Source organism: Nonomuraea sp. NPDC004186 (assembly GCF_053603495.1).
Genome location: NZ_JBSGFQ010000156.1, coordinates 1 through 24,071, shown reverse-complemented (window position 1 = coordinate 24,071; position 24,071 = coordinate 1). Strand labels below are relative to the sequence as shown.

The window sequence follows — 24,071 nt, the reverse complement described above, 5'->3', positions numbered from 1 at the left end:
GCCATGACCACCCGCTAGGCGGGCCGGATGATCGCCATCCGGGTCACCGTCAGCTCCTCGATGGCGAAGCGGGGCCCCTCGCGCCCGATCCCGGAGTCCTTCACGCCGCCGTACGGCATGTTGTCCGCCCGGAACCCCGGCACCTCGTTGACCACCACTCCCCCGGCCTCGATCCGCTCGATGGCCGCGAACGCCGTGGCCAGCGACCGGGTGAACACCGAGGCGTGCAGGCCGTACCGCGACTCGTTGACGGCGGCGAAGGCGGCGTCGAGGCCGGGCACCGGGCGCACGCACACCACCGGCCCGAAGATCTCCTCGTCCCACGCGGCGGCCCCGTCGCCGACGCCCGCGAGCACGGTCGGCGCGATGGCCCGGCCGTCGCGGTGCCCGCCCGTGACCACTTGGCCCCCCGACTCCGCGATCCACTCCAGCACGCGGTCCGTGGCGGTCTCGTCGATGAGCGGGGCGACGCGGGTCTCCGCCAGGCGGGGATCGCCGACCGTGACGTTCTTGACGCGGTCGGCCAGCAAGGAGACGAACCGCTCCCGTACGGGCTCCTCGACCAGCACCCGCTGGACGGAGATGCACGCCTGGCCGGAGGCGTAGTAACCGCCGCGCACGACGGCGTCGGCGGCGGCCTCCAGGTCGGCGTCGGCCGCCACGACGAGCGCCGCGTTCGACCCCAGCTCCAGCAGGACCTTGGTGGGGGCGGCGTTGCGGGCGATGGCGTGCCCGGCGGCGGCCGAGCCGGTGAACGAGACCGCGCCGATCCGGCGGTCCTCCACCAGCGTCCTGCCGACCTCGACGTCCCCGGTGACGAGCTGCACGGCGGCCGGGGGGAGCGCGTCCGCCGACCGGATGAGGTGCACCAGCCAGAGCGTGGCCAGCGGGGTCGCGGGCGCGGGCTTGACGATCACGGGGCAGCCCGCGGCCACGGCCGGGGCGATCTTGTGGGCGGCGAGGAGCAGCGGGTAGTTGAAGCCGGTGATCCCGACGACCACGCCGATCGGGCGGCGCGTCCAGAACCCGACCAGCCCCTCCCCCGAGGGCAGCAGGTCGAGCGGCACGGTCTCGCCGTGCAGCCTGGCGACCTCCTCGGCGGCCGTGGCCAGCGTGACGAGCGTCCTGGCGACCTCGACCTTGCAGTCGACCAGCGGTTTGCCGGTCTCGAGGACGAGCAGCCGCTCGAACTCCTCCCGGTTGGCCGCGAGCGCGTCGTGGGCCTTCATGAGGGCGGCGCGGCGGGCGTGCGACGGGAGCGCCGCCATGGCGGGCGCGACGGCCAGGGCCGCGTCCACGGCCCGCCGGGCGAGACCGGCGTCGCCCCTCGGGGCCGTGGCGACGAGGGAGCCGTCGTACGGGAAGGTGACGTCGTCGGTTTCCGCCGTCTCCACCCACCCGTCGCCGATGGGCAGGCCGGACGGCCATGCGGTGTCGATGCTCATGCTCGCTTCCGTTGGGCGCTGGGGAACACGTCGAGGTAGGGGGGCGCGTCCTCGTGGCCGGTGGCGGCGAGGACGGCGTGCGCGATGGCGCGGCTGAACACGTCGGCCCCCGCCGCCAGGACCTCCTGCAGGGTGTCGTGGTCGGGCTCGGGGCCGGCGCAGGTGGCCAGGCCGAAGATCGTGTCGCCGTCGGTCATGGTGTGGGCCGGCCTGATCGCCCTGGCCAGGCCGTCGTGGGCGACCGCGGCGAGCTTGCCGCACTGGGCCTTGGTGAGGGTGAAGTCGGTGGCCACCACGCCGATGGTGGTGTTGAACGAGGGGGCGTTCTGCGGGCGCCAGGCGTCGATCTCCGCCTGGAGCGGGGGCTGGAGGTGGTCGAACTCGCCTGGCAGGCCGTACCTCGCGCCGGCGAGCGTGCCGTCACGGGGGTCGAGGACCGAGCCTACGGGGTTGGCGACGACCAGGGCCGCCACGGTGGCGCCGCCGGGCAGGACGACGCTCGCCGTCCCCACCCCTCCGGCCAGCCCACCGGCCCTGGCCCCGGTCCCGGCCCCGACCGACCCATTCCCCACCCCGCCGTCGAGGGTGACGGTCCCTCGGACGGGGACGACGCCGTCCGGCGAGCCCGTCCCGCTCCTCCCCCAAGGGACTCCCGCCACGGACGGCGGGAGAGCGGCCGACCCACCGTCCGGGGTGGCGGCGTCGTGGGCGGCGGTGCCGAAGGTGGCGTCCGGTACGGCGCGGAACGTGCCACCGCGCCCCAGGTCGAAGATGACCGCCGCCGGCACGATGGGCACCACCCCGCCGGCCACCGCGTACCCGATGCCCGCGTCCGCCAGCCGCTCCACCACCCCGCAGGCTGCCGACAGCCCGTACGCGCTCCCGCCCGTCAGCACCACGGCGTGCACGCGCGACACCAGGTTCCGCGGATCCAGCAGCTCGGTCTCGCGGGTGCCGGGAGCGGCGCCCCGCACGTCCACCCCCGCCACGGCCCCCGAAGGAGGGGCCAGGACGACGGTGGTGCCCGTGCGGTAGCCGCCGCCGACCCGCTGCGCGTGGCCGACCCGGAGCCCGGCCACGTCCATCAGCGAGTTGGAAGGCCCAGCGCGCATCAGAAGTCCCCGTTGAGGAAGCGCCGGGCCGCCTCGGCGAACACGCGGGTGCACTGGACGATCTCGGCCACCTCCACGAACTCGTCCGCCTGGTGCGCGATCCACTTCCCGCCGGGCCCGTACACCACGGACGGGATCCCGCCCCAGTGCGTCAGCACGGTCCCGTCCGTGGACCCGGGCACCCCGCCGTAGACGGGCTCCGCGCCGGTGACGGTGCGGTGGGCGGCGGCCAGCGCGGCCACCACCGGGTCCGACACGGGCACGTCCACCGGCGGCCGGTCCACCAGCACCGACACCTCGGCGGCGATCCCGTCGTAGGAGGCGAGCGCGGCCACCCGGTCGGCGATCAGCTTGTGCTCGACCCCGGGGATCGTCCGCACGTCCACGAAGACCGAGGCGGCCGCCGGGATCACGTTCACCTGTTCCTCGGAGCCGGCCCGCAGCACGGTCGGCGTCACGTACACCTCGCCGAGATGCTCGTGCGCCGGGTGCCGTCCCTGCAGCTCCTCCTGCAGCGACCCCAGCCCCACCAGCAGCGAGCCCACGGCGGGGAGGGGGTTGCGGCCGTGCTGCGGCATGGCGCCGTGCGCCATCTTGCCGGCGAAGTCGACACGCAGCCGCAGCGCGCCCTTGGCCACCGCGCAGATCTCGCCCGCCTCGGGCTCGGCGACGATCGCGCCGTCCACGTCTGCGGTCAGCCCCTCGGAGACGAAGTGGTGCGCGCCGATCATGAGGCCTTCCTCGTCGGCCAGCGCGCACACCTTGATCCGCCCGGGGAACGGTCCAGCCAGCTGCAACGCGCGGGTGGCGTAGAGGGTCGCGGCCAGGCCGGACTTCATGTCGGCGCTGCCCCTCCCCCACAGCCTCCCGTCGCGGATCTCCCCGCCGAACGGGTCGACGGTCCAGGTGGACAGGTCGCCCTCGGTCACCACGTCCGTGTGGCCCTCGAACATCAGGGTCGGCCCGGCACCGCCGCCGCCCTCGACCACGGCCACCACGTTCGGCCGGTCCGGCTCCACCTCGTACACGGTGGGCTCCCAGCCCCACTCCCGCATCTTGGCGGCCACCAGCTCGGCGGCGGCCCGCTCACGCCGCCCGGGGTCGTTGGTGCTGGGGATCCGCACCAGCTCCTGGGTGAACCCCACCACTCCGTCGGCATCGACGTCGATCAAAACAATCCCTCCAGAGTCGGTACGGCCTGCAGCAACGTACGCGTGTAGGCATGGGCGGGCGCGGCCCAGACCTCGTCCACCGGCCCGCTCTCCACGATCTCCCCGTGGCTCATGACCGCGACCGTCTCGCACACGTGCCGCACCACGGACAGGTCGTGCGAGACGAACACGAGCGTGAGCCCCAGCTCGTCCACGAGATCGGCCAGCAGGTTGAGTATCTGCCCGCGTACGGACACGTCCAGCGCGCTCACCGGCTCGTCGGCCACCAGCACCTTCGGCCGGGGCGCGAGCGCGCGGGCGATGGCGATGCGCTGGCGCTGCCCGCCGGAGAACTGGTGCGGGTAGCGTTCGGCGGCCGAGGCGGGCAGCCCGACCCCCTCCAGCAGCTCGGTCACCCGGTCGCCGACCGGCAGGCCGAGCGCGACGAGCGGCTCGGCGACCAGGTCCCGGACACGCATGCGGGGGTCGAGCGAGCTCATCGGGTCCTGGAAGACGATCTGCAGGTTCTCCCGCAGGAAGCGCAGCCGGCGTTCCGGCATGCCGGCGATCTCCTGCCCGTCGAACCGGATGGACCCGCCGGTCGGCTGATCGAGCCCGCACAGCAGGCGCAGCAGCGTCGACTTGCCGGAGCCGGACTCGCCGACGATGCCGTACCGCTCGCCCCGGCCCACCGTGAGCGACACGTCCTTGAGCGCGTGCACGGCGGCGCCCGGCTTGGTGAGCGAGGTGCGGGGCCGGTGGTAGACGCGGCTGAGGTCGCGGGCCTCAATCAGCGGGGTGCCAGCATGCGTGGGCATGGCCGTCTCCTGTCAGCGCGGGTACGGTCTCGCACTCGGCGGTGGCGTGCGGGCAGCGGTTGCGGAAGACGCAGCCGCCGGGGAACTGCCCGGCCGGCGGCACGCTGCCCTTGATGGTGGGCAGCCGGGTGCCGCGCGGGGTGAGCCTGGAGGCGGCCAGCAGGCCCTCGGTGTAGCGGTGGCGGGGCCGGGTGAAGACCTCGCGGATGGGGCCGCTCTCGACGACGCGGCCCCCGTACATGACCAGGACCCGCTCGCACACCGACGCCACGACGGCGAGGTCGTGGGTGATGAACAGCAGCGCGGGCGCGACCTCGGCGATCAGCTCCAGCATCTGCTTCTGCACGGTGACGTCGAGCGCCGTGGTGGGCTCGTCGCAGATGAGCAGGCTCGGCTCGTTGGCCAGGGCGATGGCGAGCATGACGCGCTGGCGCTGGCCGCCGGAGAGCTGGTGCGGGTACGCGCGGGCGATCTGCGCCGGTTCGGGCAGGCGTACGCGTTCCAGCAGGTCGAGTGCCTTCTCCCGGGCCCGCGCGCGCGGCGTGCCGTGCAGGGTCATGACCTCGGCGACCTGGGCGCCGATGCGCATGAGCGGGTTGAGCGCGGTCATGGGCTCCTGGAAGACCATGGAGACGTCCTGGCCGCGCAGCCGCTTCAGCCGGCTCTCGGGCACGCCGACCAGGTCGTTCCCGCCCATCGTGGCCGTGCCCGAGGCGGTGACGCCCTCGGGGAGCAGGCCCATGAGCGACAGCGCGGTCAGCGACTTGCCGGACCCGGACTCGCCGATCAGCCCGACGCGCTCGCCGGGCGCGATGGCGAACGACACCTCGTGCACGAGCTCCAGCGAGTCGGCCCGTACGGTCAGCCCCTCAACCTTCAGCACGGACCCTCCTGAGCTTCGGATCGAGATAGTCGCGCAGGCCGTCCCCGAGGAGGTTGAAGCCGAGCACCGCGAGCGCGATCGCCAGGCCGGGCCAGAGCGCCAGGCGCGGGGTCGAGAACAGCAGCTCCTGCGACTCCTGCAGCATCCGCCCCCACGACGGGGTCGGCGGGCGGGTGCCGAAGCCGAGGAACGACAGCGCCGCCTCGGCCAGGATCGCGATCGCGAACGACACGGACGCCTGCACGATGAGCATGGAGCCGATGTTCGGCAGCACGTGGCGCATCGCGATGGCCGGGCGGCGGCGCCCGGCGGCCCTGGCGGCCAGGATGTAGTCGGTCACCATGACCTGGAGCGTGGCGGCGCGGGCCACCCGGGCGAACGCGGGCACGGTGGCCACGCCGATCGCGATCATCGCGGTGAGCGTGCCCGGTCCGTAGACCGCGCCGAGCATGACGGCCAGCAGCAGCGCCGGGAACGCGAACACCAGGTCGTTGACCCGCATGATCAGTTCGGAGAGCCAGCCGCGCGGCGTCATCCCGGCGATCATGCCGAGCGGCGTGCCGATGACGGCGGCGATGCCGACGGCCACGATGCCCACGTAGAGCGTGGTCCGGGCGCCGACCATGATCTGGCTGAAGGTGTCGCGGCCGAACTTGTCGGCCCCCAGCAGGTAGCCGCCGCCCGGCTGCCGCAGCTTGCGCGCCGCGTCCACGAGCGTCGGGTCGTGCGGCGTCCAGAAGAACGACACCGCCGCCGCCAGCACCACGAGCCCGACGAGCACGCCGCCGACCAGCAGCCCGGCGTTCATCCGGCCCCTCATCGCAGCCTCGGATCGAGCACGCGGTAGGCCACGTCCACCACGAAGTTGATCAGCAGGACGGCCGCCACCAGCACCATCACCACACCTTGGACGAGCAGCAGGTCACGCCCGGCGACGCCGTTGAGCAGCAGGTCGCCGAGCCCGGGGATGACGAAGACCCGCTCGACCACGACCGCGCCGATCAGCAGCGTGGCCAGTTGCAGGCCGAGCACGGTGACGACGGGGATCGAGGCGTTGCGCAGGCCGTGCCGCCACAGGGCTCCGGTGCTGCCCCGGCCCTTGGCGCGGGCCGTGCGCAGGTAGTCCTCGCGCATCACGTCGAGCACGGCGCTGCGCACGTACCGGGTCAGGACCGCGCCCTGCACGAGGCCGAGCGACAACCACGGCAGCAGCAGGCTGAGCAGCCACTGCGCCGGGTTCTCGGCGATCGGCACGTAGCCGCCGGACGGCAGCGCCTGGGCCTGCACCGCGAACACGAACACCAGCAGGATGCCCGCCAGGAACGCCGGGATCGCGATGCCGACCTGGCTGAGCGCGCTGATGGCCGCCCCGAGCGGGTTGCGGTGGTGCACGGCCGCGAACGTGCCGAGCGGCACCGCGATGACCAGCGCCACCAGCATCCCGCCGAGCACCAGCACGGCCGTGACGCCGAGCCGGTCGCTGATCTGCGGGCCGATGGGCGAGCTGGTCACGTACGAGGTGCCGAAGTCGCCGTGCAGGAGCCCGCCGAACCAGTCGAAGAACTGCACGACGGGCGGCCGGTCGGTGCCGAACTGCTTGCGCAGCGCCGCCACCGCGTCGGGCGTGGCGTTCACGCCGAGCGCGACCTCCGCCGGGTCGCCGGGCAGCAGCGCCATGAACGCGAACACCACCACGCCCGCCACGGCGGTGCTCGCGACGAGCACCGCCAGGCGTTTGATCAGGTAAAGCGTCACTGCTGCTTGGAGAGCGCGGTGAAGTCGAAGGACTCCGCGATGGCGTTCTTCGGCAGCCCGGTGACGCCCTTCTTCGCCACGATCAGGTTGGGGAAGAGGAAGAGCCAGTCGGCGGCCGCGTCGTCGGACAGCAGCTTGGCGGCCTTCTTCAGGTCGTCGGTCTGCTGCTGCTCGGTGCCCTCGTCGGCGGAGGCGAGGAGCTTGCCGAACTCGGGGTTGTCGTAGCGGAAGTAGTACGACTTGTCGGCGAATATGCCCATGTCGCGGGGCTCGACGTGGTTGATGATGGACAGGTCGTAATCGCCCTGCTTGAACACCACGTCCAGCCAGCGGGCCGGGAACTCCAGGGGCTCGATGTCGGCGGTGATGCCGACCTGCGCGAGCTGCGACTTGACGACCTGCGCGCCGGCCACCGCGTACGGCAGGTTGGGAATGCGCATCTTGACGTTGAGCGTCTTGCCGCCGAGCAGTTCCTTGGCCTTGGCCGGGTCGTACGGGTAGTCGCCGGTGCGGTCCTCGTACCAGGGGTCGGTGGGCGGCACCATCGAGCCGATCAGCTGGCCGCGCCCGGCCCAGGCGGTCTCCAGCAGCGCCTTGTGGTCGATCGCGTAGCGGACGGCCTGCCTGGCCTTCTTGTCGTTGAACGGCGGGCGGCTGTTGTTCATCGACAGCACGACCTCGCCGTTCGTGGTGCCCTCGACCGTCTGGAAGCGGTTGGGGTCGGCGAACTGCTGCAGCGACTCGGGCGCCTGCACGGCGGAGATGACGTCGATGCCGCCGGTCAGCAGCGCGTTGTTCATCGCCGTGGCGTCCTTGAAGTACTTCAGCGTGATCGACGACAGCGGCGGCTTGGTGCCCCAGTAGGAGGCGTTCGCGTTGAGCTGGATGGAGTCGCCGCGCCGCCACGAGCCGAGCGTGTACGGGCCGGTGCCGACGGGCTTGTTGGCCAGGTCGGCGATCCCGGTGCGGCTGAACATGGCGCCGAGCCTGGTGGCCATCGAGTAGAGGAAGCCGTTGCTCGGCTTCTTGAGCGTGACGACGGCGGTGGAGTCGTCCTTCTTCTCCACCTTGTCGACGACGTCGAGCTGCGCCTTGATCTTGAGCTTCCAGTCCGTCTTGACCCGGTCGAGCGAGAACGCCACGTCGTCGGCCGTGAACGGCGCGCCGCTGCTGAACTTGACGTCCTTGCGCAGGCTGAACGTGTAGGTCTTGCGGTCGGGCGAGACGTCCCACTTCTCGGCGAGCAGCGGCACGATCTTGCCGTCCTGGTCGAGCTTGACCAGGCCCTCGTAGACGTTGACGAGCAGCGCCTGCGGAATGGCGGCGCCCTCCGTCGAGGTGAAGTCGAGGTTCGCGGGCTCGGCCACGAATCCCACGGAGAGGGTCTGGGTCTTGGGGGTGCCCGCACTGCCGCCGCCGCTGGAGGTGCCGCCGCAGGCGGCCGTGCCCAGCAGGAGACCGCCGGCGGCGATCCAGATTCCGATTCGCCTCATGTGTTACTGCCTCCTGGCTAGTGCACTGGTCGGACCAGTAGGCTACGCACATTGCCAGTCGGCGACGGCTCGGGTCAAGGGGGCTTTCATGGGTGGTCCGAGGTTCGAGCCGGTGCGTACCGTACGCGCCTATGAGCGGGTGGTGGAGCAGGTCGAGGAGGCCATCGAGAGCGGCTCCCTCTCGCCGGGCGAGCGGCTGCCGAGCGAGCGGGAGCTCATGGTGCAGTTCTCGGTCAGCCGGTCCACCGTGCGCGAGGCGCTGCGGGTGCTGCAGGCGCGCGGCCTGGTGCGATCACGGCCCGGCGACCCCAACGGGGCGGAGGTGCTGCCGTTCTCGCCCGCCACGCTGCACAAGTCGATGACCACGCTGGCCAGGGTGGAGGAGCTGTCGCTGGCCGAGCTGGTGCAGTTCAGGATGGTGCTCGACTCGTCGGCGATCCTGCTGGCGGCCCGGCTGCGCACCGACGCGCAGTTCGCCGAGATGGAGTCGGCCGTCGCGCACATGCGGACCGCCGTGGAGACGGGGCAGGACACGTTCGGCGAGGCCGACGTGGCCTTCCACGACGTGGTGGCGCGGGCGAGCGGCAACAAGCTCATCCAGATCTGCACGGACGTGGTCCGCTCGATCGTGCTCAAGCTGATCTCGGAGAAGATCGCCGACGCGCCCGACCGGGAGGCGCTGATGCGGCAGAGCATCAGGCACCACGAGGAGGTGCTGGCCGCCATGCGCGCCGGCGACGGCCCGCTGGCCGCCCGGCTGTCGAAAAAGGCGATGTACGACTATTACGCCGGCTACATCCCCGCCCCCGAACGCCCCGCCCTCGGCGCCCTCCTCGACTGATCCCCCGCCGCCGCCCCGTCGTCCGGTTGCGCGATCTCGCGATCGCCACTGAACGGCCCGACATCCCGGTCGAGCGTCTCCAGGCTCGCAGCGTGTGGAAGGGTCGCTGCGCGAGACCTGAGCCGCCGGAAGTGCACCCTCTTCAGGTGGGCAAGCGCTTGTAGGCGTCCCCAGCGCTCGCTGTCGTGTCGGCCGCCGCGGCCACGAAAGCGTCCAAGGCCGCCCTGGCTTCCTCACCCTTGGTCTTCAAGTCATCCGCATCAATGGAAGAGGCGTGACCTCTTTGCCTTCCGGCCATCCGCCGGTTCCTCACCCCCGTCATCCCCAAGTAGCCGCGTGACTCACGTTGTCCGGCGCCGGCGGCCGTCCATCGTGGCGGCTGCCACCACACGTCGTCGCGGTACGCCTGCCCGGGCGCCCCATGACATGTCAACAGGCGCATGTTTTCACACCCGCCACAGCACTTCGATCAGCGCCGATAGAGCGTGTATCGGTTTGTGAGAGTTCGGCGATCCGGGCGAGCGATGGTACGTGCATCGAATCCATCAGAACGGGACGGACCATGACAACCAACGATGGCCGGCAGAGCACACAGGCGCAGGACATTCACCAGGACGTGCCGATCCGGCGGCGGTGGCACCTGGAGAAGGTCGGCCGGCCGCAATCCGGGGCGATCACCGAAGTGCTCGGCGCGATCAGAATGCTCAATTCCACGTTCGCCCCCATCCCCTCGCCGGTCGCCTTCGTCAAGGGCACCGACAACCACCTGTGGATGGTCGCACCGCACGGTCCCGGCGTGTGGGAGTGGACCCACGTGAAAGGCGCGGCCGACCAACCGGTGGGCGTCGTCGCCGTCGACGACGACAGCCGGGGCACCCGCCCCTATATCTTCGTCCTGCTTGACAGGCAACTGCAGCTGTACTGGTGGGACGGCACCAGGTGGGTCCCCACGGCTCTGGGCACGCCACCTGGCACGACCATCACAGAAGGCATCGGCGCGGTCTCCCTCGCACTGATCCCCGGCGCCAGCGCCCAGCCGTTCGTGGTCGTACGCGGCCAGGACACCAATCTGTGGGCCGGCTGGTGGAACGCCACTCAGCACCGCTGGCAGTGGGCCAACCTGCGCCACCCCGAGGGCGTCGGCCTCAGCGGGAAGATCGGCGTGGTGGCCGTCACCGACCGAGCGACCGGCCACGGGCTCCTGCACGTCTACATGAACGGTGGCGACGGAAACCTGTGGCTGTGTGTCTCCGACACGGGCGAGACCCAATGGATCAACCTCGCAAAGCCGCCGATTCCGAGCAGCGGCACCGCCGGCGTGACGGCCATCCAGAACGCCGATGACAAGGCTCCACAGGTCTGCGCCTTCATCACCGCCAACGGGCAGCCGCTGTACGCCCACGTCACCGACGCCGTCGGCCCACGCTGGCTCGATGCCGGCGCCCCGCCCGAGGAGCGGGTGAACCTCGGCCTGGGGACCGCCCTCGTTCAGCCACGCGCCGGCGGGGACTTCTTCCCGGCCGCCCTGGTGGGCGACACCACCGCCGCCGTGTGGGCTGATCAGGCGAACACGGAAGGCCGCTGGTCCTGGTCCAGAGTCGGCGACCTCGTCCGCGACGTCTTCGATCCGCAGCTCGGCGTGGGCGTCATCATCGAGGACTCCCCCGAGATCACCTACACGCACGTCTTCCTGCTCAGCCGCGGCGGCGTCCTGTACGACGCCTGCTACGGCTAGAGACGCCCATGACCATCGCCACCGGCGGCGCCGCCACGCCGGCGGCCCGCCCAGACCACCCTGCTACTAAGGCCTTGGGCTCCCTGAGGTCTCTGTGGCCTCACTACTCCCTGGATCTGCACCTTCTGCTTCACGGTCTCAGTCGCCGGTGCTGCCCGAGCTCCCTGGGTCGCAGCCGATACCGTCCGCGCCGGGCATGGGGTACTGACCGGCGTTGTCCATCGGACCGTGGTACGGCAGGTGGCGGCCCCGGGCCCGCCCCCTGGGCACGGGAGCCTTGCGGAACAGCAGTGACCACGCCGAACGGACAGCGATCGCCGCAACCGTGAGCAGCATCAGGGCTGCTACCGCCATCGAGACAGTCATCGGCCCCCTCCTCACCCTCTATTGATCAGGTTAGCCAACCGCGAGGGCCGTGCCGGCGGGGGTTGGGGGCCACCGGCAAGAAGAAGGCTCCGCATCGCCCGCTTCGCCCGCTTCGCCCGCTTCGCCGCCGCCCGCACCGAGCATGGCCGGCCGTGGCTGGACACGTTCACCGTCCGCACCCCCCCGCGGCCTGCAATGAACGCCTTCAACCGCGTGGCGATCACGAGCCGATACCCCGTCGCCGGCAACCCTGGAGGTTCCGCGGAAGCCGGCGGCCGCGCACGTGGCCGGCTATTCGGCTGCCGCCACCCGGATGATCGTCTTGCCGGGGGCGCGCTGGGCGGCCGCGAACGCCGAGAGCACCTCGGCGAGCGTCCGCACGGCCCCGGCGATCGGGCGGAGCCGTCCGTCCCGGACCCGCCGTGCCAGGTCCGCCGGCCGGGCACGATCGGGCTCGACGACGAAGAAGATCGTCTGCCCGTCACGGGGCCGAACCGTGGGGGGCGAGACGAGCGTGCCACCGGCGCGCACCAGCGCGGCCGAGCGGTCCAGGATGTCACCGCCGGTCACGTCGAACACCACGTCGACCTGACCGGCATCTTCAAGGGGATCGGGCCCGCAGGTCCAAGAAGGCATCCGCGCCGAGGTCGAGTGCTGTGTCCCTGTCGCCGGCCCTGCCGGTGCCGATCACTCGGGCTCCCGCCTCGCACACGAGCTGCACCGCGATAGACGAGCTCATCAGCGGAGATTGACCTCCCAAGGACCGCAACCCCGGACGACCGGTTTCCCCGTACTACATGTCATTGACGTCACATCCCTCCTATGTAGAAGATTTCCCTACGTACACGCGCCTGCGGATGGGGACGCCCATGTCGTCCGAGTCGTTCAACGCCAGCGTCTTTCTCGTGGACCGCCAGGTCGAAGCGGGCCACGGCGATCGCATCGCCGTCACCGGCCCCGCGGGCACGCTGACCTACGCGCAGCTGGCCGACCACGTGGCCAGGTTCGCGGCCGGTTTACGCACGATGGGCGTCCGCCCCGAGGAGCGGGTCCTGCTCGTCATGTCCGACCGCCCGGAGACCGCGATCACCGTCCTGGCCGTCATGCGCATGGGCGCGGTCGCCGTGCCGGTCTCCACCATGTACAACCCCACCGAGCTCGCCGCCCTGGTCCGGGACTCGCGGGCGAGGGTCGTCGTGGCCACCCCCGAGTTCGCGCCGACCGTGCGCGAGGCCGTGCGGAGCACGCCTGACGTGGCGGTGCTCGTCCTCATCGACCCGTCGCCGGCGGAGGAGGAAACGCCGGTGTGCCTGTGGTCCGACATCCTGGAGTCGGGCAGGGCGGCGGGCCTCCCGTACGACACCTGGCGCGACTCCCCCGCCCTCTGGCTCTACACCTCCGGCACCACCGGCGCCCCCAAGGCGGCCATGCACCGGCACGGCGCCATCCAGGAGGTCTACGAGGGGTACGGGCGGCAGGTCCTCGGCATCCGCCCCGACGACCGGTGCTTCTCGGTCGCGCGGCTGTTCTTCGCGTACGGCATCGGCAACTCCATGTTCTTCCCCCTGGCCGCGGGCGCCACGGCGGTCCTCGACCCGGCGCGGCCCACCCCCGCGGGCGTGGTCGCCAGGGTGATCGAGGAACGGCCGACGCTGTTCTTCGCGGGCCCGACGTTCTTCGCGGCGCTGCTCGCCGCCGACATCCCCGCCGGCGCCTTCCAGTCCGTACGGCTGGCCGTCTCCGCAGGCGAGGCACTGCCCGCCGAGATCCACCGCCGCTTCACCGAGCGCTTCGGGGTGGACATCATCGACGGCCTGGGTTCGACGGAGGCGCTGCACATCTTCATCTCCAACCACCCGGGCCGGGTACGCCCGGGCAGCTCGGGCACCGTCGTGCCGGGCTATGAGGCCAAGCTGCTCGACGACTCCGGCGCGCCCGTCAAGGACGGGGAGCCGGGCCACCTGTACGTCCGGGGCGACTCGGTGGCCACCGGCTACTGGTGCCGCACGGCGACCACCCGGCAGGTATTCCAGGGCGAGTGGCTGCGTACCGGCGACACCTACATCAGAGGCGAGGACGGCTTCTACCAGTGCCTCGGCCGCTCCAACGACATGATCAAGGCGGGCGGCATCTGGGTGTCGCCGATGGAGGTCGAGGCCCGGCTGCTCCAGCACGAGTCGGTGGGCGAGTGCGCCGTCGTGGCGTACATCGACGAGGACGGGCTGGAGAAGCCGGTGGCCTGCGTGGTGTCCGCCCCGGGCCGCACGGTGGACGCCGGCGAGCTGATCGGCTTCTGCCGGGAGGGCCTGGCCTCCTTCAAGCGGCCGCGCGAGGTCCTGGTGCTGGACGAGCTGCCGAAGACGGCGACCGGCAAGATCCAGCGCGTGGTGATCCGCCAGATCGCCGCCGACCTCCTGGGCAAGACCGGCGGCTAGGAGGGCGGCGGCGCCGGTTTCGTCCCGTAGACGGTGATGGCGAACGGGCGCGACGTGGCCGTGTAGACCTGCTCGGTCAGCCGTGACAGCGCCGCGTGCGAGTCCAGGTAGTGGTGCAGCCGGCCGGCCTCGGGCCACGGGTGGACCGCCACGAGCACCCCGTCGGGCACCAGCAGCTCGCTGAGCTGCGCCGACGCCCGCCGCAGCCGCTCGTGGCGGCCCAGGTAGTAGAGGGTCTCGGAGCAGAACACCAGGTCGAAGCGCTGGTCGGGGCGGTGGGTGAGGATGTCCGCCCGGATGAAGCGCACCCGCCCGTCCTGCGGCACCCGCTCGCGCGCCCGCGCCAGGGCCCGCTCCGACACGTCCACCCCGATGATCTCCGCGTCCGGGTACGTCACCGCGAGGGCGTGCGTGAACACGCCCTCGCTGCATCCGACGTCGATGATCCGCCGGTACGGCCGGGCGGGCAGGTGCTGGAGCGTGGTCCGGTACTTGTCCTGCTCGTAACTGTCCGTGGCGAGGCTCCACGGGTCAGGGGTGCGGTGCAGCCAGTCGAAGACGTAGCGCAGGAGCACCGCCTGCCCCTCCGGAGACAGCAGGGACAGGGTACGGAAGAACGTACGGTGCATGATCTCCGGCAAACTCGGCATGCGGTCTCTCTCGGTCGAGGCGGAGGAACGCCCCAGGATCTGAAAGGGAGGTCGTCACCGAGAGTGAATGCCCGCTAATCGCCGAGCTGACGCAAGCGCGCGATCAGAACGCGTCGCGCAACTCCCGCTTGAGCACCTTGCCGGAGGCGTTCTTGGGCAGGGCGTCCACGAACACCACCCGCTTGGGCGTCTTGAACGCCGCCAGCCGCTCCCGCAGGAACGCGATCAGCTCCTGCTCCGTCGTCCCGCCCCCTTCGCGCAGCACCACCGCGGCCGTGACCGCCTCGATCCACGTGTCGTCCGGCACTCCGAACACGGCCGCCTCCGCCACCTCCGGGTGCTGGTAGATGGCCTCCTCCACCTCGCGGCTCGCGACGTTCTCGCCGCCCGACTTGATCATGTCCTTCTTCCTGTCCACCACGGACAGGTAGCCGTCGGCGTCCATGACCCCCAGGTCGCCGCTGTGGAACCAGCCGCCCCTGAACGCCTCGGCGGTCTTGTCCGGGTCGTTCCAGTAGCCGAGCATGGCGTGCGGGCTTCGGTGGACGATCTCGCCGACCACGCCGGGCGGCACGGGCCTGTCCTGGTCGTCGACGACCCTGGTCTCGACGTTGAGGGCGGCCCTGCCGGCCGAGCCGAGGCGGGTGAGCTGCTCCTCCGGGCCCAGGATGGTGGCGACCGGGGCCATCTCCGTCTGTCCGTAGAAGTTGAACAGGCGGACGTCCGGCAGGCGGGCGGCGATCTCCTTCAGCACCTCGACGGGCATGATCGAGGCGCCGTAGTAGCCCTTGCGCAGGGACGACAGGTCGCGGCGGTCGAAGTCGGGGTGGCGCAGCAGGCCGATCCAGACGGTGGGCGGGCAGAAGAGCTTGGTGGCGCGCTCGCCCTCGATGGTGGCCAGGATCGATGCCGGGGTGGCGCCGGGCAGGATGATGTTGGTGGCGCCGAGGTAGACGCCGGGCGTCAGGAAGCAGTGCAGCTGGGCGCAGTGGTAGAGCGGGAGGGCGTGGATCTCGACGTCGTGGTGGCTCATCTCGCCGTCCACGACGCAGGTGACGTACTGGGCGATCAGGCTGCGGCTGGACAGCGTGGCGCCCTTGGGCCGCGACTCGGTGCCGCTGGTGTACATGAGCTGGATCGGGTCGTCGTCGGCGATCTCCACCTGCGGCTCCGACGCGTCGTCGAAGGCCGACCACTCCTTGAACGACTCCCAGCCGTCGGCCGCACCGATCACGCCGCGCACCCGTACCTGCGGCCCGGCCGCCGCCGCGGCCACCGGCAGCAGCGCCTCCTCCACGAGGATCCCGGTCGCGCCGGAATGCTCCAGGATGTACGCGACCTCCGCCGTGCCCAGCATGAAGTTGATCGGCACGGAGATCGCGCCCAGCCGCGCCAGCGCGAAGTACGCCACCACGAACGCGTGGTTGTTGTGGCTGAAGACGGCGAACCGGTCGCCCTTGCCGACGCCGCGCGCGGCCAGGGCGTTGGCCGTGCGGTTCACCGCCAGGTCGAGGTCGGCGTAGCTCTGCCGCAGGTCGCCGTAGACGACGGCGGTCTTGGCCGGGTGGCGGGCGGCGGAGCGACGGAGGAGATCACCAATGGCGTGCCGGCGAGTCGTCATGCGGACTTCCCTTGCGATCGCAGAACGATGATCGGCGATCGTACCTGACAAAGGGGTCAGTCCAGTGGATCCCACGCAATACGGTCGTAATGCTCGAGAATGCTCGCCATCAGCGTGTCGTCCTGGGGCAGCGGGATGCCGTCCACCGCGCCGACCGGCCAGACGCCCCAGGAGTTGCAGAGGAAGACCTGGTCGAGGCCCTGCAGGTCGGCGACCTTCAACGGCCGCCGCTCCTGCGGGACGTCCATCCGCTCCAGCAGCTGCATCGTGATCCCGCGCAGCATCGGCGCGTCCGGCCAGACCAGGCGCCCACCGGCGAAGCCGCCCACGTTGGTGATCGAGCCCTCGCTGATCAGGCCGTCCTCGGCGGTGAGCAGCGCCTCGTCGAAGCCCTCGCGCTCGGCCTGCCGCCCGATGTGGGCCTGCATCATGCCGGACGCCTGCTTGATGTGCGGCAGGTAGCGCTGGCCGACGACCGACTTGACGCTCACCGGGCCGGTGGGCGGCTCGTGGGGCGGGGCGGCGACGGCGATGACGCGCGGGCCGTCGGCGAACTCCACCACGGACACGCGTACGCTCGCGTCCCGCACGTCGTCGCCGAGCACCGCCGCGACGGAGGCGAGCACGGCGGCGCGGTCGACCGGGACCCCGAACAGCTCGGCGTTGGCCGCTTCCAGCCGGGCGACGTGCAGGTCGAGCCCTCGCACCCGGCGATCCCTGACCTGCATGGAGGTGAAGTGGCCGTAGCGCGCCTGCCACATGAGGCGCGCGTCGGCGTCCACCAGCCTGCCCTCGAAGGCTGCCCGTTCCGTCACGCGATCTACTTTACGTACACGCCCACCGACCATCGCACCGGGCGGTTGGTGTACTCCCCCCAGAAGCCGATCTTTCCGGTGATCGTCACCTTCTTGCCTTTGGGGACGAAAAATTCTTGCAGGGCCATGGGGTACGGGCCTGATTTCCAGACGGCGCAGCTCGTGGCCATGGATTCCTCGGCGTCGACCCGGTATTTGAACCACATCCGCGTGGCCAGCTCACCCGTGCAGAGCTGGTCGAGGCTGATCTTGCCGCCCGGGCTCGTGACCACGAGGGTGAAGGACCGATTCCGATCCCACATACCCGTCGCCGAACGGGCCAGCTTCCACCCCGCCAGCCGGTCAGGGAAGTCCCTGACCGGCTCGGGCTCGACGGGCCGGGCAGGCGGCGTCCACTCGTAGACGGCCACGTGCCAGGTGGCCTCCTTCGGCTTGGGAGTCACGCACGGCCCGTCCTTCTTGAACTGGACGCAGCCCCGGGCCACGACGGTCGTGTCGAACGTGACCGTGGCCTCCGTCGCACCGCGCCGGACCACGGACAGCGGGCGCAGTTGCATCGACTTCCCGCACGGCACGGCCTGGGAGCCGGTGTCGGCCCTGTCGTTCACGACGACGACGGGCGAGTCGGCGCCGGTGTCGCCGTCGCACGTCATGGCCACGTCCAGCGGCTTGCCGGAGACCGGCACCGTGAGCGAGACCTTCTTCGCGCCCTCCTTCCCGATCGTGCCGACGGCCAGGCGGCGGTACGCGGTGCCGTCGCCGGCGGTGAACTCCTCGGGCAGTCCGGCGGGCTTGTCCTGTTCGGTCCTTGCCGTGGCGGTCGTGCCGGGCCCCGGTGCCGTCACCGTACCGGGGGACAAGGAGACGCCCACTACGGCGCTCGCCGCCACGGCCGCCGCGCCCGCCGTCGCCCGCCTGCGCAGGCGGGTCCTGCGGATGCGGGAGCTGACCTGCTCGTGCCGGTTCGGGTTGCCCGGCGAGGGAGCCTCGGCCCGCTCGCGCAGGACGTCACGCAGGTCTTGCACGGTCATCGGTGCAGCTCCTTCACGATCGACTCGTCCACTCGCAGCTTGGCCAGCGCCTTGGCGGTCTGGCTCTTGACCGTGCCCTCCTGGCAGCCCAGGATCGCGGCCACCTCGGCCACCGGCAGGTCCTCGTAGAAGCGCAGCACGATCACCGCGCGCTGCCTGGCGGGCAGCCGCCCGACCGCCTGCCACAGCTCGTCGCCCCTGCCCGCGTCGTCGTACGCGGGCGCCTCCGGCAGGTCCCCGCTGGGCAGCTCCCTGCGCCACCTGCGGCGCCACCAGGAGGTGTACGTGGTCACCAGGACGCGGCGCACGTACGCCTCGGGCTCGTCGATGCCCGGCCAGGCGAACCACGCCTTGGCCAGCGCCTCCTGCAGCAGGTCCTCCGCGGTGGCCCAGTCGTGGGTCAGCAGGTACGCCGTGCGTAACAGCCGATCCGACCTCGCCACCACGAAGTCCTGAAATATCGCCCTATCCGCCAACTTGATTTGCCTCTCGTGAGAGCCTGTCGCCGGTAGTGACGCATCGACCGCAACCCCAGGTTGCCCGCCCCCGGCAACGGCCGGCGAGCGCACACCCGATCCCACCGCCCGGCCCCGGCCACCGTCCGGAACGCCCCAGCGCCTCGGCGCTCCGCCGCGCCGGCTCTGGGCCGGCTCTGTGCCGGCTCTGTGCCGGCTCTGTGCCGTGCGCAGCGGTTCAGCGGAAGTGGCGGGATCCGGGGTGGTGGGTCAGGAGCCGGCGCGGGTGACCGTGAACGGGGCCAGTTCGCCGAGCCCGCGGACCGACAGCCGGTTGACGGGCCGCAGCCGGAACGCCCGGTCCCCCTCCAGCTCCTCGGCGAACTGCGGATCCGCCAGGATCGTCCCCGGCAGCGACAGGGCCGTGAGCCGGCTGGCGAGGTTGACCGTGGTGCCGAAGACGTCCCCCATGCGCCAGATCACCGGCCCCGCCGCCAGCCCCACCCGCAGCTCCGGCATGTCCTTGATCTTCGCGTGCGTCTCCACCAGCCGCAGCGCGATCTCGGCCACGACGTGCGACTGGTCGGCCACGAACAGCACCGAGTCGCCCAGCGTCTTGACCACCCGCCCACCGGTGGAGGTCACGATGTCGGCCGAGCGCCCCTCGAACCTGTCGATCAGCCTGGACAGCTCGCTCCCCGTGATCTGCCTGCTCAGCCGGGTGAACGCGACCAGATCGGCGAAGCCGACGGCCAGGCGTACGGCGCTCATGTCCTGCTCGGCGATGCGCCCCGCGGCGGCGGCGAGCTGGCGCTGCCAGCCGTAGACCAGCAGGCGCGCCAGGTCGGGCACCACTCGCTCGGCCCGCCGGCGCCAGGCCCGCGGGCGTTCGGCCAGCGGCACGCCGGCCTGGTCGAGCGCCTCGACGCCCAGCTCGGCCTGCGACTCGGCCAGCCGGGTCGTCGCGCTGCCGATCGATCGCGCGACCAGCAGCATGTGCTCCTCGTCGTAGACGCCCGAGCTGACCAGCTCGAGCATCGTCCTGAGCGCCTCCACGTCGGAGTCGGTGAACTCGACCGCGTCGTCGGCCACGTTCGCGAACCCCAGAGCACGCCAGTAACGCCGCGCGCGATAGACCGGCACCCCTGCCATGTAGGCCACCTGGTGGCTGGTATAGCGCCGCGGCTCGCGCAGAAAGGCCTCCGTCAGCCCGTCCTCCCCATCCACGCCCGCCACGCAGGCAAGATAACACCCTGTGGGCCAGGTCACGCCTCCACTCCCCGCAAGATCCGCTCCCGAGTGGCCCGTCACAGGTGGACGTACTCGTAGTCGAACGGACGGCCGTTGATGCCGTTGCGGGGCGGCGCCACCCAGGCCGCGATCTTCCCCGGCTCGTAGACGGGGCGCATCAGCGCCTGGACGCGCGTCTTGTCCTCGGCCGTCGGCAGCCACCGGTCGCGGGACGCCTCCCAGGCCGGCTCATCCAGAAGGCGCCCGTGCGGCGAGATGTGGTGCCCGCCGAACATGCCCACCCGCCGGTTGAACCCCAGGTGCGGCAGGTAGAGGACGGCGTCGAGACCGCGGTCGGTGAGGATCCGGTTCCACCGGTTGACACCGGTGGCGCAGTCGGCGACGTACTCGCCGCGCAGGTCGGCGTTGAGCGCGGTGAGCGCGGGCAGCTCGACGTCGGCCAGCCGCCCCGCCTCGACCCGCTGCACGACGGCGACCGCCTCGGTGAGCAGGTGGTCGTCCTTGCGCCTCTCCTCCTGCCACCGCCCCTTGAGCCCGGCGGTGAAGTAGTTGGCCACGTTGGTGGAGGTCTCGCCGCCGAAGAGGTCGAGGCTGACGCTGTAGTGGAAGTTGATGTACTTCTGGAGGACGTCGAGCGGGATGCCGCCGTACTCCCAGATGTCGTCGGTGTCGTGTTCGCGCATCAACTGCGCCGTACGCTCCACCACGCGGTCCACGCCCGTGGTCCCCACGAACATGTGGTGGGCCTCCTCCTTGAGCATGAACTCGCAGGTACGGCTCAGCGGGTCGAACGCCGACTCCTTCAGCGTGCCGAGCTGGTATTTCCCGTCCCGGTCGGTGAAGTACGTGAACATGTAGAACGACAGCCAGTCCGGCGTCTCCTCGTTGAAGGCGCCCAGGATGCGCGGAGAGTCCTCGCTGCCCGAGTTGCGCAGCAGGAGCGCTTCGGCCTCCTCCCGCCCGGACCGGCCGAAGTAGGCGTGCAGCAGGTAGACCATGGCCCACAGGTGCCGCCCCTCCTCCACGTTCACCTGGAAGAGGTTGCGCAGGTCGTAGAGGGAAGGGGCGGTGAGGCCGAGCCGCCGCTGCTGCTCGACGCTGGCCGGCTCGGTGTCGCCCTGGATGACGATGAGCCGCTGCAGGTCCGCCCGGTGCTCGCCGGGCACCTGCTGCCAGACGGGCCGCCCCTTGTTCTGCCCGAACGCGATGCGCCGGTCGGTGTCGCGTTCGGCGAGGAAGATGCCCCAGCGGTAGTCCGGCAGCGCCACGTGATCGAAATGCGCCCACCCCTCGCGGCCGACCGCGACGGCCGTACGGAGATAGACGTCCTGGGTGGGCAGCGCGGGGCCCATCTCCGACCACCACTGCAGGAAGCGCGGCTGCCACGACTCCAGCGCCCGCCGCAGCCGGCGGTCCTCCGCGAGGTCGACGTTGTTGGGTATGCGCTCGGAGTAGTCGATGGACATCCCGGACCTCCGCCTCCCGCTCGACACCTCCGAGTTCAACAGCAGGCCTTTAGCGGCGTCAAGGCTGTGTAGTGCTTTCCGAGTCACGTCGCAGGATCCGCGGGCCGTCGCGGTCACCAATCTGCCTTCTGTTACGTACGGCGCATCATCGAGGTGTAGACCATTCATGCAGGGCGTAGGGCACGCTGTTCACGACGTTGGCGATGGCCGCCGCCGGATAGCCGACCATGTCGCGGGGCAGGCCGTCCAAGGGCCACCAGGCGATCTCAGAGCATTTGTCCGGTTCTGCGTTGTACGGCTCGCCGGTCCACGTGTCGGCGGCGAAGAAGAGGCCGACCCGTTCCGGGGCCCGGTGCATGACGTGGACGAACCTGAGGTCGTCCGGATCGATCGTCACGCCGACCTCCTCGCCCGCCTCCCTGACGGCCGCCTCGGTCGCCGATTCGCCCGCTTCGAGGTGGCCTGAGGGCAGATGCCACAGCCCGTCGCCGTACCCGGTGCCGGCCCGCCTGCCGAGCAGCACCGTGGAGTCGCGGAGGAGGAGCACGTGCACGTCGACGATCGCCCGGAAACGTTCCCTCGGCAGCCCTCGATCGGGGGTGAGGGGTGCGCGGCGGTCGAGGGCCTGGGCCCATTTGACGGCGACGGCGGCCACCTGGACCAGCTCGGCGCGCAACCGCTCCGCGTCCGACTCCGCGAACGCCTCCAGCACCTCCTCCGCCAGCACGTGCCGCCACGTCAGCGTCCCGGCCTCGGCCGCCGCGTCCGTCTCGGATCTGGCCCGGCCGGACTCGGCCGCCGTCCCCTCGTGCCCGGTGCCGTCGGGCAGGAGCTGCATGCCCCACCGCACGTCCTGGGCCACCCGCTCGGCGGTCACGTCCGCGAGCACCCTCGCCAACGAACCCGGCACGCCGGCATCGCCATCGTGATTCATGGCCACCAGTCTGACGGGGTTCAGGGGGTGGCGGGGCGGAAGCCCGGGCCCAGGGCGGTGGTGCCGGCGCGGGCGTGGTCCCGGAAGGCTCGTACGGCCGGCGGAAGGCGCGCGTCCTGGAGCCAGCTCACCCCGATGGTCCGGTACAGCGGCGGGGACAGCGGGATCTCCACCACGCCGGCCGCGGTCGCGTCCGCCGCGGGGTGGGTGGAGCGGGGCAGGACGGCGACGCCGAGCCCGGCCGCCACCAGTCCGCGTACGGTCTCCGTCTCCTGGCCCTCGAACGCGATCCTCGGCTCGAACCCCGCCGCCGCGCACAGGTCGTCGGTGATCTGGCGCAGGCCGTACCCCGGCTCCAGCGTCACCAGCTCCTCCCCCGCCAGCTCCGCCGCCCGCACCCGCGCCCGCGCCGCGAGCCGGTGGGACGGGGGCACGGACAGCACCAGCTCCTGGTCGGCGAGGCGAGCACCGGCGAGGTCGGGGGCGTCCACGGGCATGGGGGCGACGAACACCAGGTCGATGCGGCCCTCGCGGAGCTCCTCGATCATGTCGTGGCGCGAGCCCTGCACCAGGCTGAAGCGGATGCCGGGGTGGTGCTCGCGGAAGCCGCCGATGAGGGACGGCACGAGGGTGCGGCCCAGGAGGTGAAGGAAGCCCAGGACGATGCGGCCCGAGGCCGGGTCGATCTCCTCGCGGACCTCGCGGGCGGCGGCGGCCATCGTGGTGAGGGCGCGGGCGGAGGCGCCGGCCAGGGTGCGGCCCGCCCGGGTGAGGCGGATGCCACGGCCGGAGGGTACGACGAGCGGGGCGCCGACCAGGTCCGCGAGCGCGGCGAGGCGGCGGCTGGCCGTGGGCTGCGGGATGCCGAGCAGCTCGGCGGCGCGCGTCACGTGACCCGTCTCACCCACGGCGGCCAGCAGGGCCAGCGCGGGCGCCAGCCGAGCCGCCAGCCGCTCGTCGGCCGATTCATCCATCATGGTATGAATTATCGTCCATTCCTGCATTAGACGTATTTATTAGCCTTGCTTAGCGTTGCAGGCGTGGTGGTTCTCGAGGCTCCTCCGGTTCGTGACACGCGGCGGGTCAGTGCGGCTGTGGCCGCCGCCGGGGTGTCGTCGTTCGCCCTCCTGTACGCGCCGCAGCCCGTGCTGCCGCAGCTCGCCGCCGGGTTCCGGCTGGATCCGGGCAGCGCCTCGCTGACCATCGGCGTGGCCACCGGGGCGCTGGCCGTGGCCGTGCTGCCGGTGGCGTGGCTCGCCGGGCGGGTGGGGCGGCGCAGGGTGATCGTCTGGTCGGTGCTGGCCTCGGTGATCATCGGGCTGCTCCTGCCGCTGGCCCCGTCCTTCCCCGTGCTGCTGGTGATGCGGGCGGTGCAGGGGGTGGCGGTCGCGGGGTTCGCCGGGGTCGCGGCGGCGTACCTGGCCGACGCGGTCGGTACGGCACGGCTGCCCGCCGCGGTGGGGGCGATGATCGCCGGGAACTCGGTCGGCGGGATGCTGGGCCGGCTCGGCGCCGGGTTCGCCGCCGGGCCGATGGGGTGGCACGGCGCGCTGCTGGCGGTGGCGGTGCTTTCCCTGCTGTGCGCGCTCTTCGCGGCCCTCACACTCCCGCGCGACCATGCCCCGGAGCCCGGATCGCAGACTTCTGGGCCCGGATCGCAGACTTCTGGGCCCGGATCGGAGACCCCGGGGCGCGGGTCGGAGACCCCGGGGCGCGGGTCTGAAACGACAATCCCACCATTCGCAGGAGATAACTCATGCCGCAGGTGCAACTTTGCCTTGTGGCGGTGATCACCGTGCGGCTACATGACCTTG

General features: G+C 71.5%; 23 protein-coding genes. 4 read left to right on the top strand and 19 right to left on the bottom strand.

Going from position 1 to position 24,071, the window contains the following annotated elements:
* Positions 1–14: 14 nt before the first annotated feature.
* Genes ACWEPL_RS58570 through ACWEPL_RS58535 form a run of 8 tightly spaced genes read right to left on the bottom strand, consistent with a single transcriptional unit; the run spans position 15 to position 8,657 of the window.
* Entirely contained in the window at positions 15–1,445 is a 1,431-nt protein-coding gene (locus ACWEPL_RS58570; protein WP_452441799.1) for an aldehyde dehydrogenase family protein, read from the bottom strand.
* Positions 1,442–2,557, bottom strand: a complete 1,116-nt coding sequence (locus ACWEPL_RS58565) for a P1 family peptidase (protein ID WP_452441798.1) — start codon at positions 2,555–2,557, stop codon at positions 1,442–1,444. Before ACWEPL_RS58565 ends, ACWEPL_RS58570 begins: the two co-directional genes overlap by 4 nt.
* The gene (locus ACWEPL_RS58560; RefSeq protein ID WP_449892468.1) at positions 2,557–3,729 is read right to left on the bottom strand and encodes a M20 family metallopeptidase; all 1,173 of its coding nucleotides are present in this window, start codon (positions 3,727–3,729) and stop codon (positions 2,557–2,559) included. The genes ACWEPL_RS58565 and ACWEPL_RS58560 overlap by 1 nt, the downstream gene beginning before the upstream one ends.
* On the bottom strand, positions 3,726–4,526 hold the full coding sequence (locus ACWEPL_RS58555; protein ID WP_452441797.1) for an ATP-binding cassette domain-containing protein: 801 nt from the start codon (positions 4,524–4,526) through the stop codon (positions 3,726–3,728). Before ACWEPL_RS58555 ends, ACWEPL_RS58560 begins: the two co-directional genes overlap by 4 nt.
* Complete coding sequence (locus ACWEPL_RS58550; protein ID WP_355195901.1) at positions 4,495–5,409, bottom strand: ABC transporter ATP-binding protein; 915 nt, start codon at positions 5,407–5,409, stop codon at positions 4,495–4,497. Before ACWEPL_RS58550 ends, ACWEPL_RS58555 begins: the two co-directional genes overlap by 32 nt.
* The gene (locus ACWEPL_RS58545) at positions 5,396–6,217 is read right to left on the bottom strand and encodes an ABC transporter permease (protein ID WP_355195899.1); all 822 of its coding nucleotides are present in this window, start codon (positions 6,215–6,217) and stop codon (positions 5,396–5,398) included. Before ACWEPL_RS58545 ends, ACWEPL_RS58550 begins: the two co-directional genes overlap by 14 nt.
* Positions 6,218–6,225: 8 nt before the next feature.
* Positions 6,226–7,164 (bottom strand): ABC transporter permease, encoded by a 939-nt coding sequence (locus ACWEPL_RS58540; protein WP_355195897.1) that lies wholly within the window; start codon positions 7,162–7,164, stop codon positions 6,226–6,228.
* Positions 7,161–8,657 (bottom strand): ABC transporter substrate-binding protein, encoded by a 1,497-nt coding sequence (locus ACWEPL_RS58535; RefSeq protein WP_449965368.1) that lies wholly within the window; start codon positions 8,655–8,657, stop codon positions 7,161–7,163. Before ACWEPL_RS58535 ends, ACWEPL_RS58540 begins: the two co-directional genes overlap by 4 nt.
* Positions 8,658–8,745: 88 nt before the next feature.
* Between ACWEPL_RS58535 and ACWEPL_RS58530 the strand changes: the two genes are divergently transcribed.
* Both ACWEPL_RS58530 and ACWEPL_RS58525 read left to right on the top strand, forming a co-directional pair.
* On the top strand, positions 8,746–9,498 hold the full coding sequence (locus ACWEPL_RS58530) for a FadR/GntR family transcriptional regulator (RefSeq protein WP_363974407.1): 753 nt from the start codon (positions 8,746–8,748) through the stop codon (positions 9,496–9,498).
* Between the two features lie 562 nt (positions 9,499–10,060).
* Positions 10,061–11,233 carry a hypothetical protein gene (locus tag ACWEPL_RS58525; protein ID WP_452441796.1) on the top strand — a complete coding sequence of 391 codons (1,173 nt, stop codon included), beginning with the start codon at positions 10,061–10,063 and terminating at the stop codon, positions 11,231–11,233.
* A 138-nt stretch (positions 11,234–11,371) separates the two neighbouring features.
* Here ACWEPL_RS58525 and ACWEPL_RS58520 read toward each other — a convergent pair whose 3' ends face one another.
* Together ACWEPL_RS58520 and ACWEPL_RS58515 are read right to left on the bottom strand one after the other, a co-directional pair.
* Positions 11,372–11,599 (bottom strand): hypothetical protein, encoded by a 228-nt coding sequence (locus ACWEPL_RS58520; RefSeq protein WP_452441795.1) that lies wholly within the window; start codon positions 11,597–11,599, stop codon positions 11,372–11,374.
* Positions 11,600–11,890: 291 nt separating this feature from the next.
* Positions 11,891–12,235: a zinc-binding dehydrogenase gene (locus ACWEPL_RS58515; RefSeq protein WP_452441794.1), complete on the bottom strand. Its 345-nt coding sequence runs from the start codon at positions 12,233–12,235 to the stop codon at positions 11,891–11,893.
* A gap of 233 nt (positions 12,236–12,468) precedes the next feature.
* Between ACWEPL_RS58515 and ACWEPL_RS58510 the strand changes: the two genes are divergently transcribed.
* Positions 12,469–14,034, top strand: a complete 1,566-nt coding sequence (locus tag ACWEPL_RS58510) for a benzoate-CoA ligase family protein (protein ID WP_452441793.1) — start codon at positions 12,469–12,471, stop codon at positions 14,032–14,034.
* Here ACWEPL_RS58510 and ACWEPL_RS58505 read toward each other — a convergent pair.
* The 9 genes from ACWEPL_RS58505 to ACWEPL_RS58465 form a co-directional block, all read right to left on the bottom strand.
* Positions 14,031–14,684, bottom strand: coding sequence for a class I SAM-dependent methyltransferase (locus tag ACWEPL_RS58505; protein ID WP_452441792.1), 654 nt, complete (start codon positions 14,682–14,684; stop codon positions 14,031–14,033). The two genes, ACWEPL_RS58510 and ACWEPL_RS58505, sit on opposite strands and share 4 nt — an antisense overlap.
* A gap of 103 nt (positions 14,685–14,787) precedes the next feature.
* Positions 14,788–16,305, bottom strand: coding sequence for an acyl-CoA synthetase (locus ACWEPL_RS58500; protein WP_355195885.1), 1,518 nt, complete (start codon positions 16,303–16,305; stop codon positions 14,788–14,790).
* 56 nt (positions 16,306–16,361) lie between these two features.
* Positions 16,362–17,120 (bottom strand): aminotransferase class IV, encoded by a 759-nt coding sequence (locus tag ACWEPL_RS58495; protein ID WP_363974427.1) that lies wholly within the window; start codon positions 17,118–17,120, stop codon positions 16,362–16,364.
* Between the two features lie 5 nt (positions 17,121–17,125).
* Positions 17,126–18,151, bottom strand: a complete 1,026-nt coding sequence (locus ACWEPL_RS58490; protein ID WP_452441791.1) for a hypothetical protein — start codon at positions 18,149–18,151, stop codon at positions 17,126–17,128.
* Positions 18,148–18,627 (bottom strand): SigE family RNA polymerase sigma factor, encoded by a 480-nt coding sequence (locus tag ACWEPL_RS58485; protein ID WP_355195879.1) that lies wholly within the window; start codon positions 18,625–18,627, stop codon positions 18,148–18,150. The genes ACWEPL_RS58490 and ACWEPL_RS58485 overlap by 4 nt, the downstream gene beginning before the upstream one ends.
* Positions 18,628–18,876: 249 nt before the next feature.
* Positions 18,877–19,842, bottom strand: a complete 966-nt coding sequence (locus ACWEPL_RS58480) for an adenylate/guanylate cyclase domain-containing protein (protein WP_350727830.1) — start codon at positions 19,840–19,842, stop codon at positions 18,877–18,879.
* 71 nt (positions 19,843–19,913) lie between these two features.
* Positions 19,914–21,323 (bottom strand): benzoyl-CoA 2,3-epoxidase subunit BoxB, encoded by a 1,410-nt coding sequence (gene boxB, locus ACWEPL_RS58475; protein ID WP_452441790.1) that lies wholly within the window; start codon positions 21,321–21,323, stop codon positions 19,914–19,916.
* 145 nt (positions 21,324–21,468) lie between these two features.
* On the bottom strand, positions 21,469–22,257 hold the full coding sequence (locus ACWEPL_RS58470; RefSeq protein ID WP_452441789.1) for an NUDIX hydrolase: 789 nt from the start codon (positions 22,255–22,257) through the stop codon (positions 21,469–21,471).
* Between the two features lie 20 nt (positions 22,258–22,277).
* Positions 22,278–23,234 (bottom strand): LysR family transcriptional regulator, encoded by a 957-nt coding sequence (locus tag ACWEPL_RS58465; protein WP_363974440.1) that lies wholly within the window; start codon positions 23,232–23,234, stop codon positions 22,278–22,280.
* A gap of 63 nt (positions 23,235–23,297) precedes the next feature.
* Here ACWEPL_RS58465 and ACWEPL_RS58460 point away from each other — a divergent pair, with 63 nt between their 5' ends.
* Complete coding sequence (locus ACWEPL_RS58460; RefSeq protein ID WP_452441788.1) at positions 23,298–24,047, top strand: MFS transporter; 750 nt, start codon at positions 23,298–23,300, stop codon at positions 24,045–24,047.
* Positions 24,048–24,071 lie beyond the last annotated feature (24 nt).

What these genes read in the sequence shown, in the direction of transcription:
- ACWEPL_RS58570 (WP_452441799.1), bottom strand. Translation starts at nt 1,445, where the DNA reads ATGAGCATCGACACCGCATGGCCGTCCGGCCTGCCCATCGGCGACGGG.
- ACWEPL_RS58565 (WP_452441798.1), bottom strand. Translation starts at nt 2,557, where the DNA reads ATGCGCGCTGGGCCTTCCAACTCGCTGATGGACGTGGCCGGGCTCCGG.
- ACWEPL_RS58555 (WP_452441797.1), bottom strand. Translation starts at nt 4,526, where the DNA reads ATGCCCACGCATGCTGGCACCCCGCTGATTGAGGCCCGCGACCTCAGC.
- ACWEPL_RS58545 (WP_355195899.1), bottom strand. Translation starts at nt 6,217, where the DNA reads ATGAACGCCGGGCTGCTGGTCGGCGGCGTGCTCGTCGGGCTCGTGGTG.
- ACWEPL_RS58535 (WP_449965368.1), bottom strand. Translation starts at nt 8,657, where the DNA reads ATGAGGCGAATCGGAATCTGGATCGCCGCCGGCGGTCTCCTGCTGGGC.
- ACWEPL_RS58530 (WP_363974407.1), top strand. Translation starts at nt 8,746, where the DNA reads ATGGGTGGTCCGAGGTTCGAGCCGGTGCGTACCGTACGCGCCTATGAG.
- ACWEPL_RS58525 (WP_452441796.1), top strand. Translation starts at nt 10,061, where the DNA reads ATGACAACCAACGATGGCCGGCAGAGCACACAGGCGCAGGACATTCAC.
- ACWEPL_RS58520 (WP_452441795.1), bottom strand. Translation starts at nt 11,599, where the DNA reads ATGACTGTCTCGATGGCGGTAGCAGCCCTGATGCTGCTCACGGTTGCG.
- ACWEPL_RS58515 (WP_452441794.1), bottom strand. Translation starts at nt 12,235, where the DNA reads ATGCCTTCTTGGACCTGCGGGCCCGATCCCCTTGAAGATGCCGGTCAG.
- ACWEPL_RS58510 (WP_452441793.1), top strand. Translation starts at nt 12,469, where the DNA reads ATGTCGTCCGAGTCGTTCAACGCCAGCGTCTTTCTCGTGGACCGCCAG.
- ACWEPL_RS58505 (WP_452441792.1), bottom strand. Translation starts at nt 14,684, where the DNA reads ATGCCGAGTTTGCCGGAGATCATGCACCGTACGTTCTTCCGTACCCTG.
- ACWEPL_RS58500 (WP_355195885.1), bottom strand. Translation starts at nt 16,305, where the DNA reads ATGACGACTCGCCGGCACGCCATTGGTGATCTCCTCCGTCGCTCCGCC.
- ACWEPL_RS58490 (WP_452441791.1), bottom strand. Translation starts at nt 18,151, where the DNA reads ATGACCGTGCAAGACCTGCGTGACGTCCTGCGCGAGCGGGCCGAGGCT.
- boxB (WP_452441790.1), bottom strand. Translation starts at nt 21,323, where the DNA reads ATGTCCATCGACTACTCCGAGCGCATACCCAACAACGTCGACCTCGCG.
- ACWEPL_RS58470 (WP_452441789.1), bottom strand. Translation starts at nt 22,257, where the DNA reads ATGAATCACGATGGCGATGCCGGCGTGCCGGGTTCGTTGGCGAGGGTG.
- ACWEPL_RS58465 (WP_363974440.1), bottom strand. Translation starts at nt 23,234, where the DNA reads ATGATGGATGAATCGGCCGACGAGCGGCTGGCGGCTCGGCTGGCGCCC.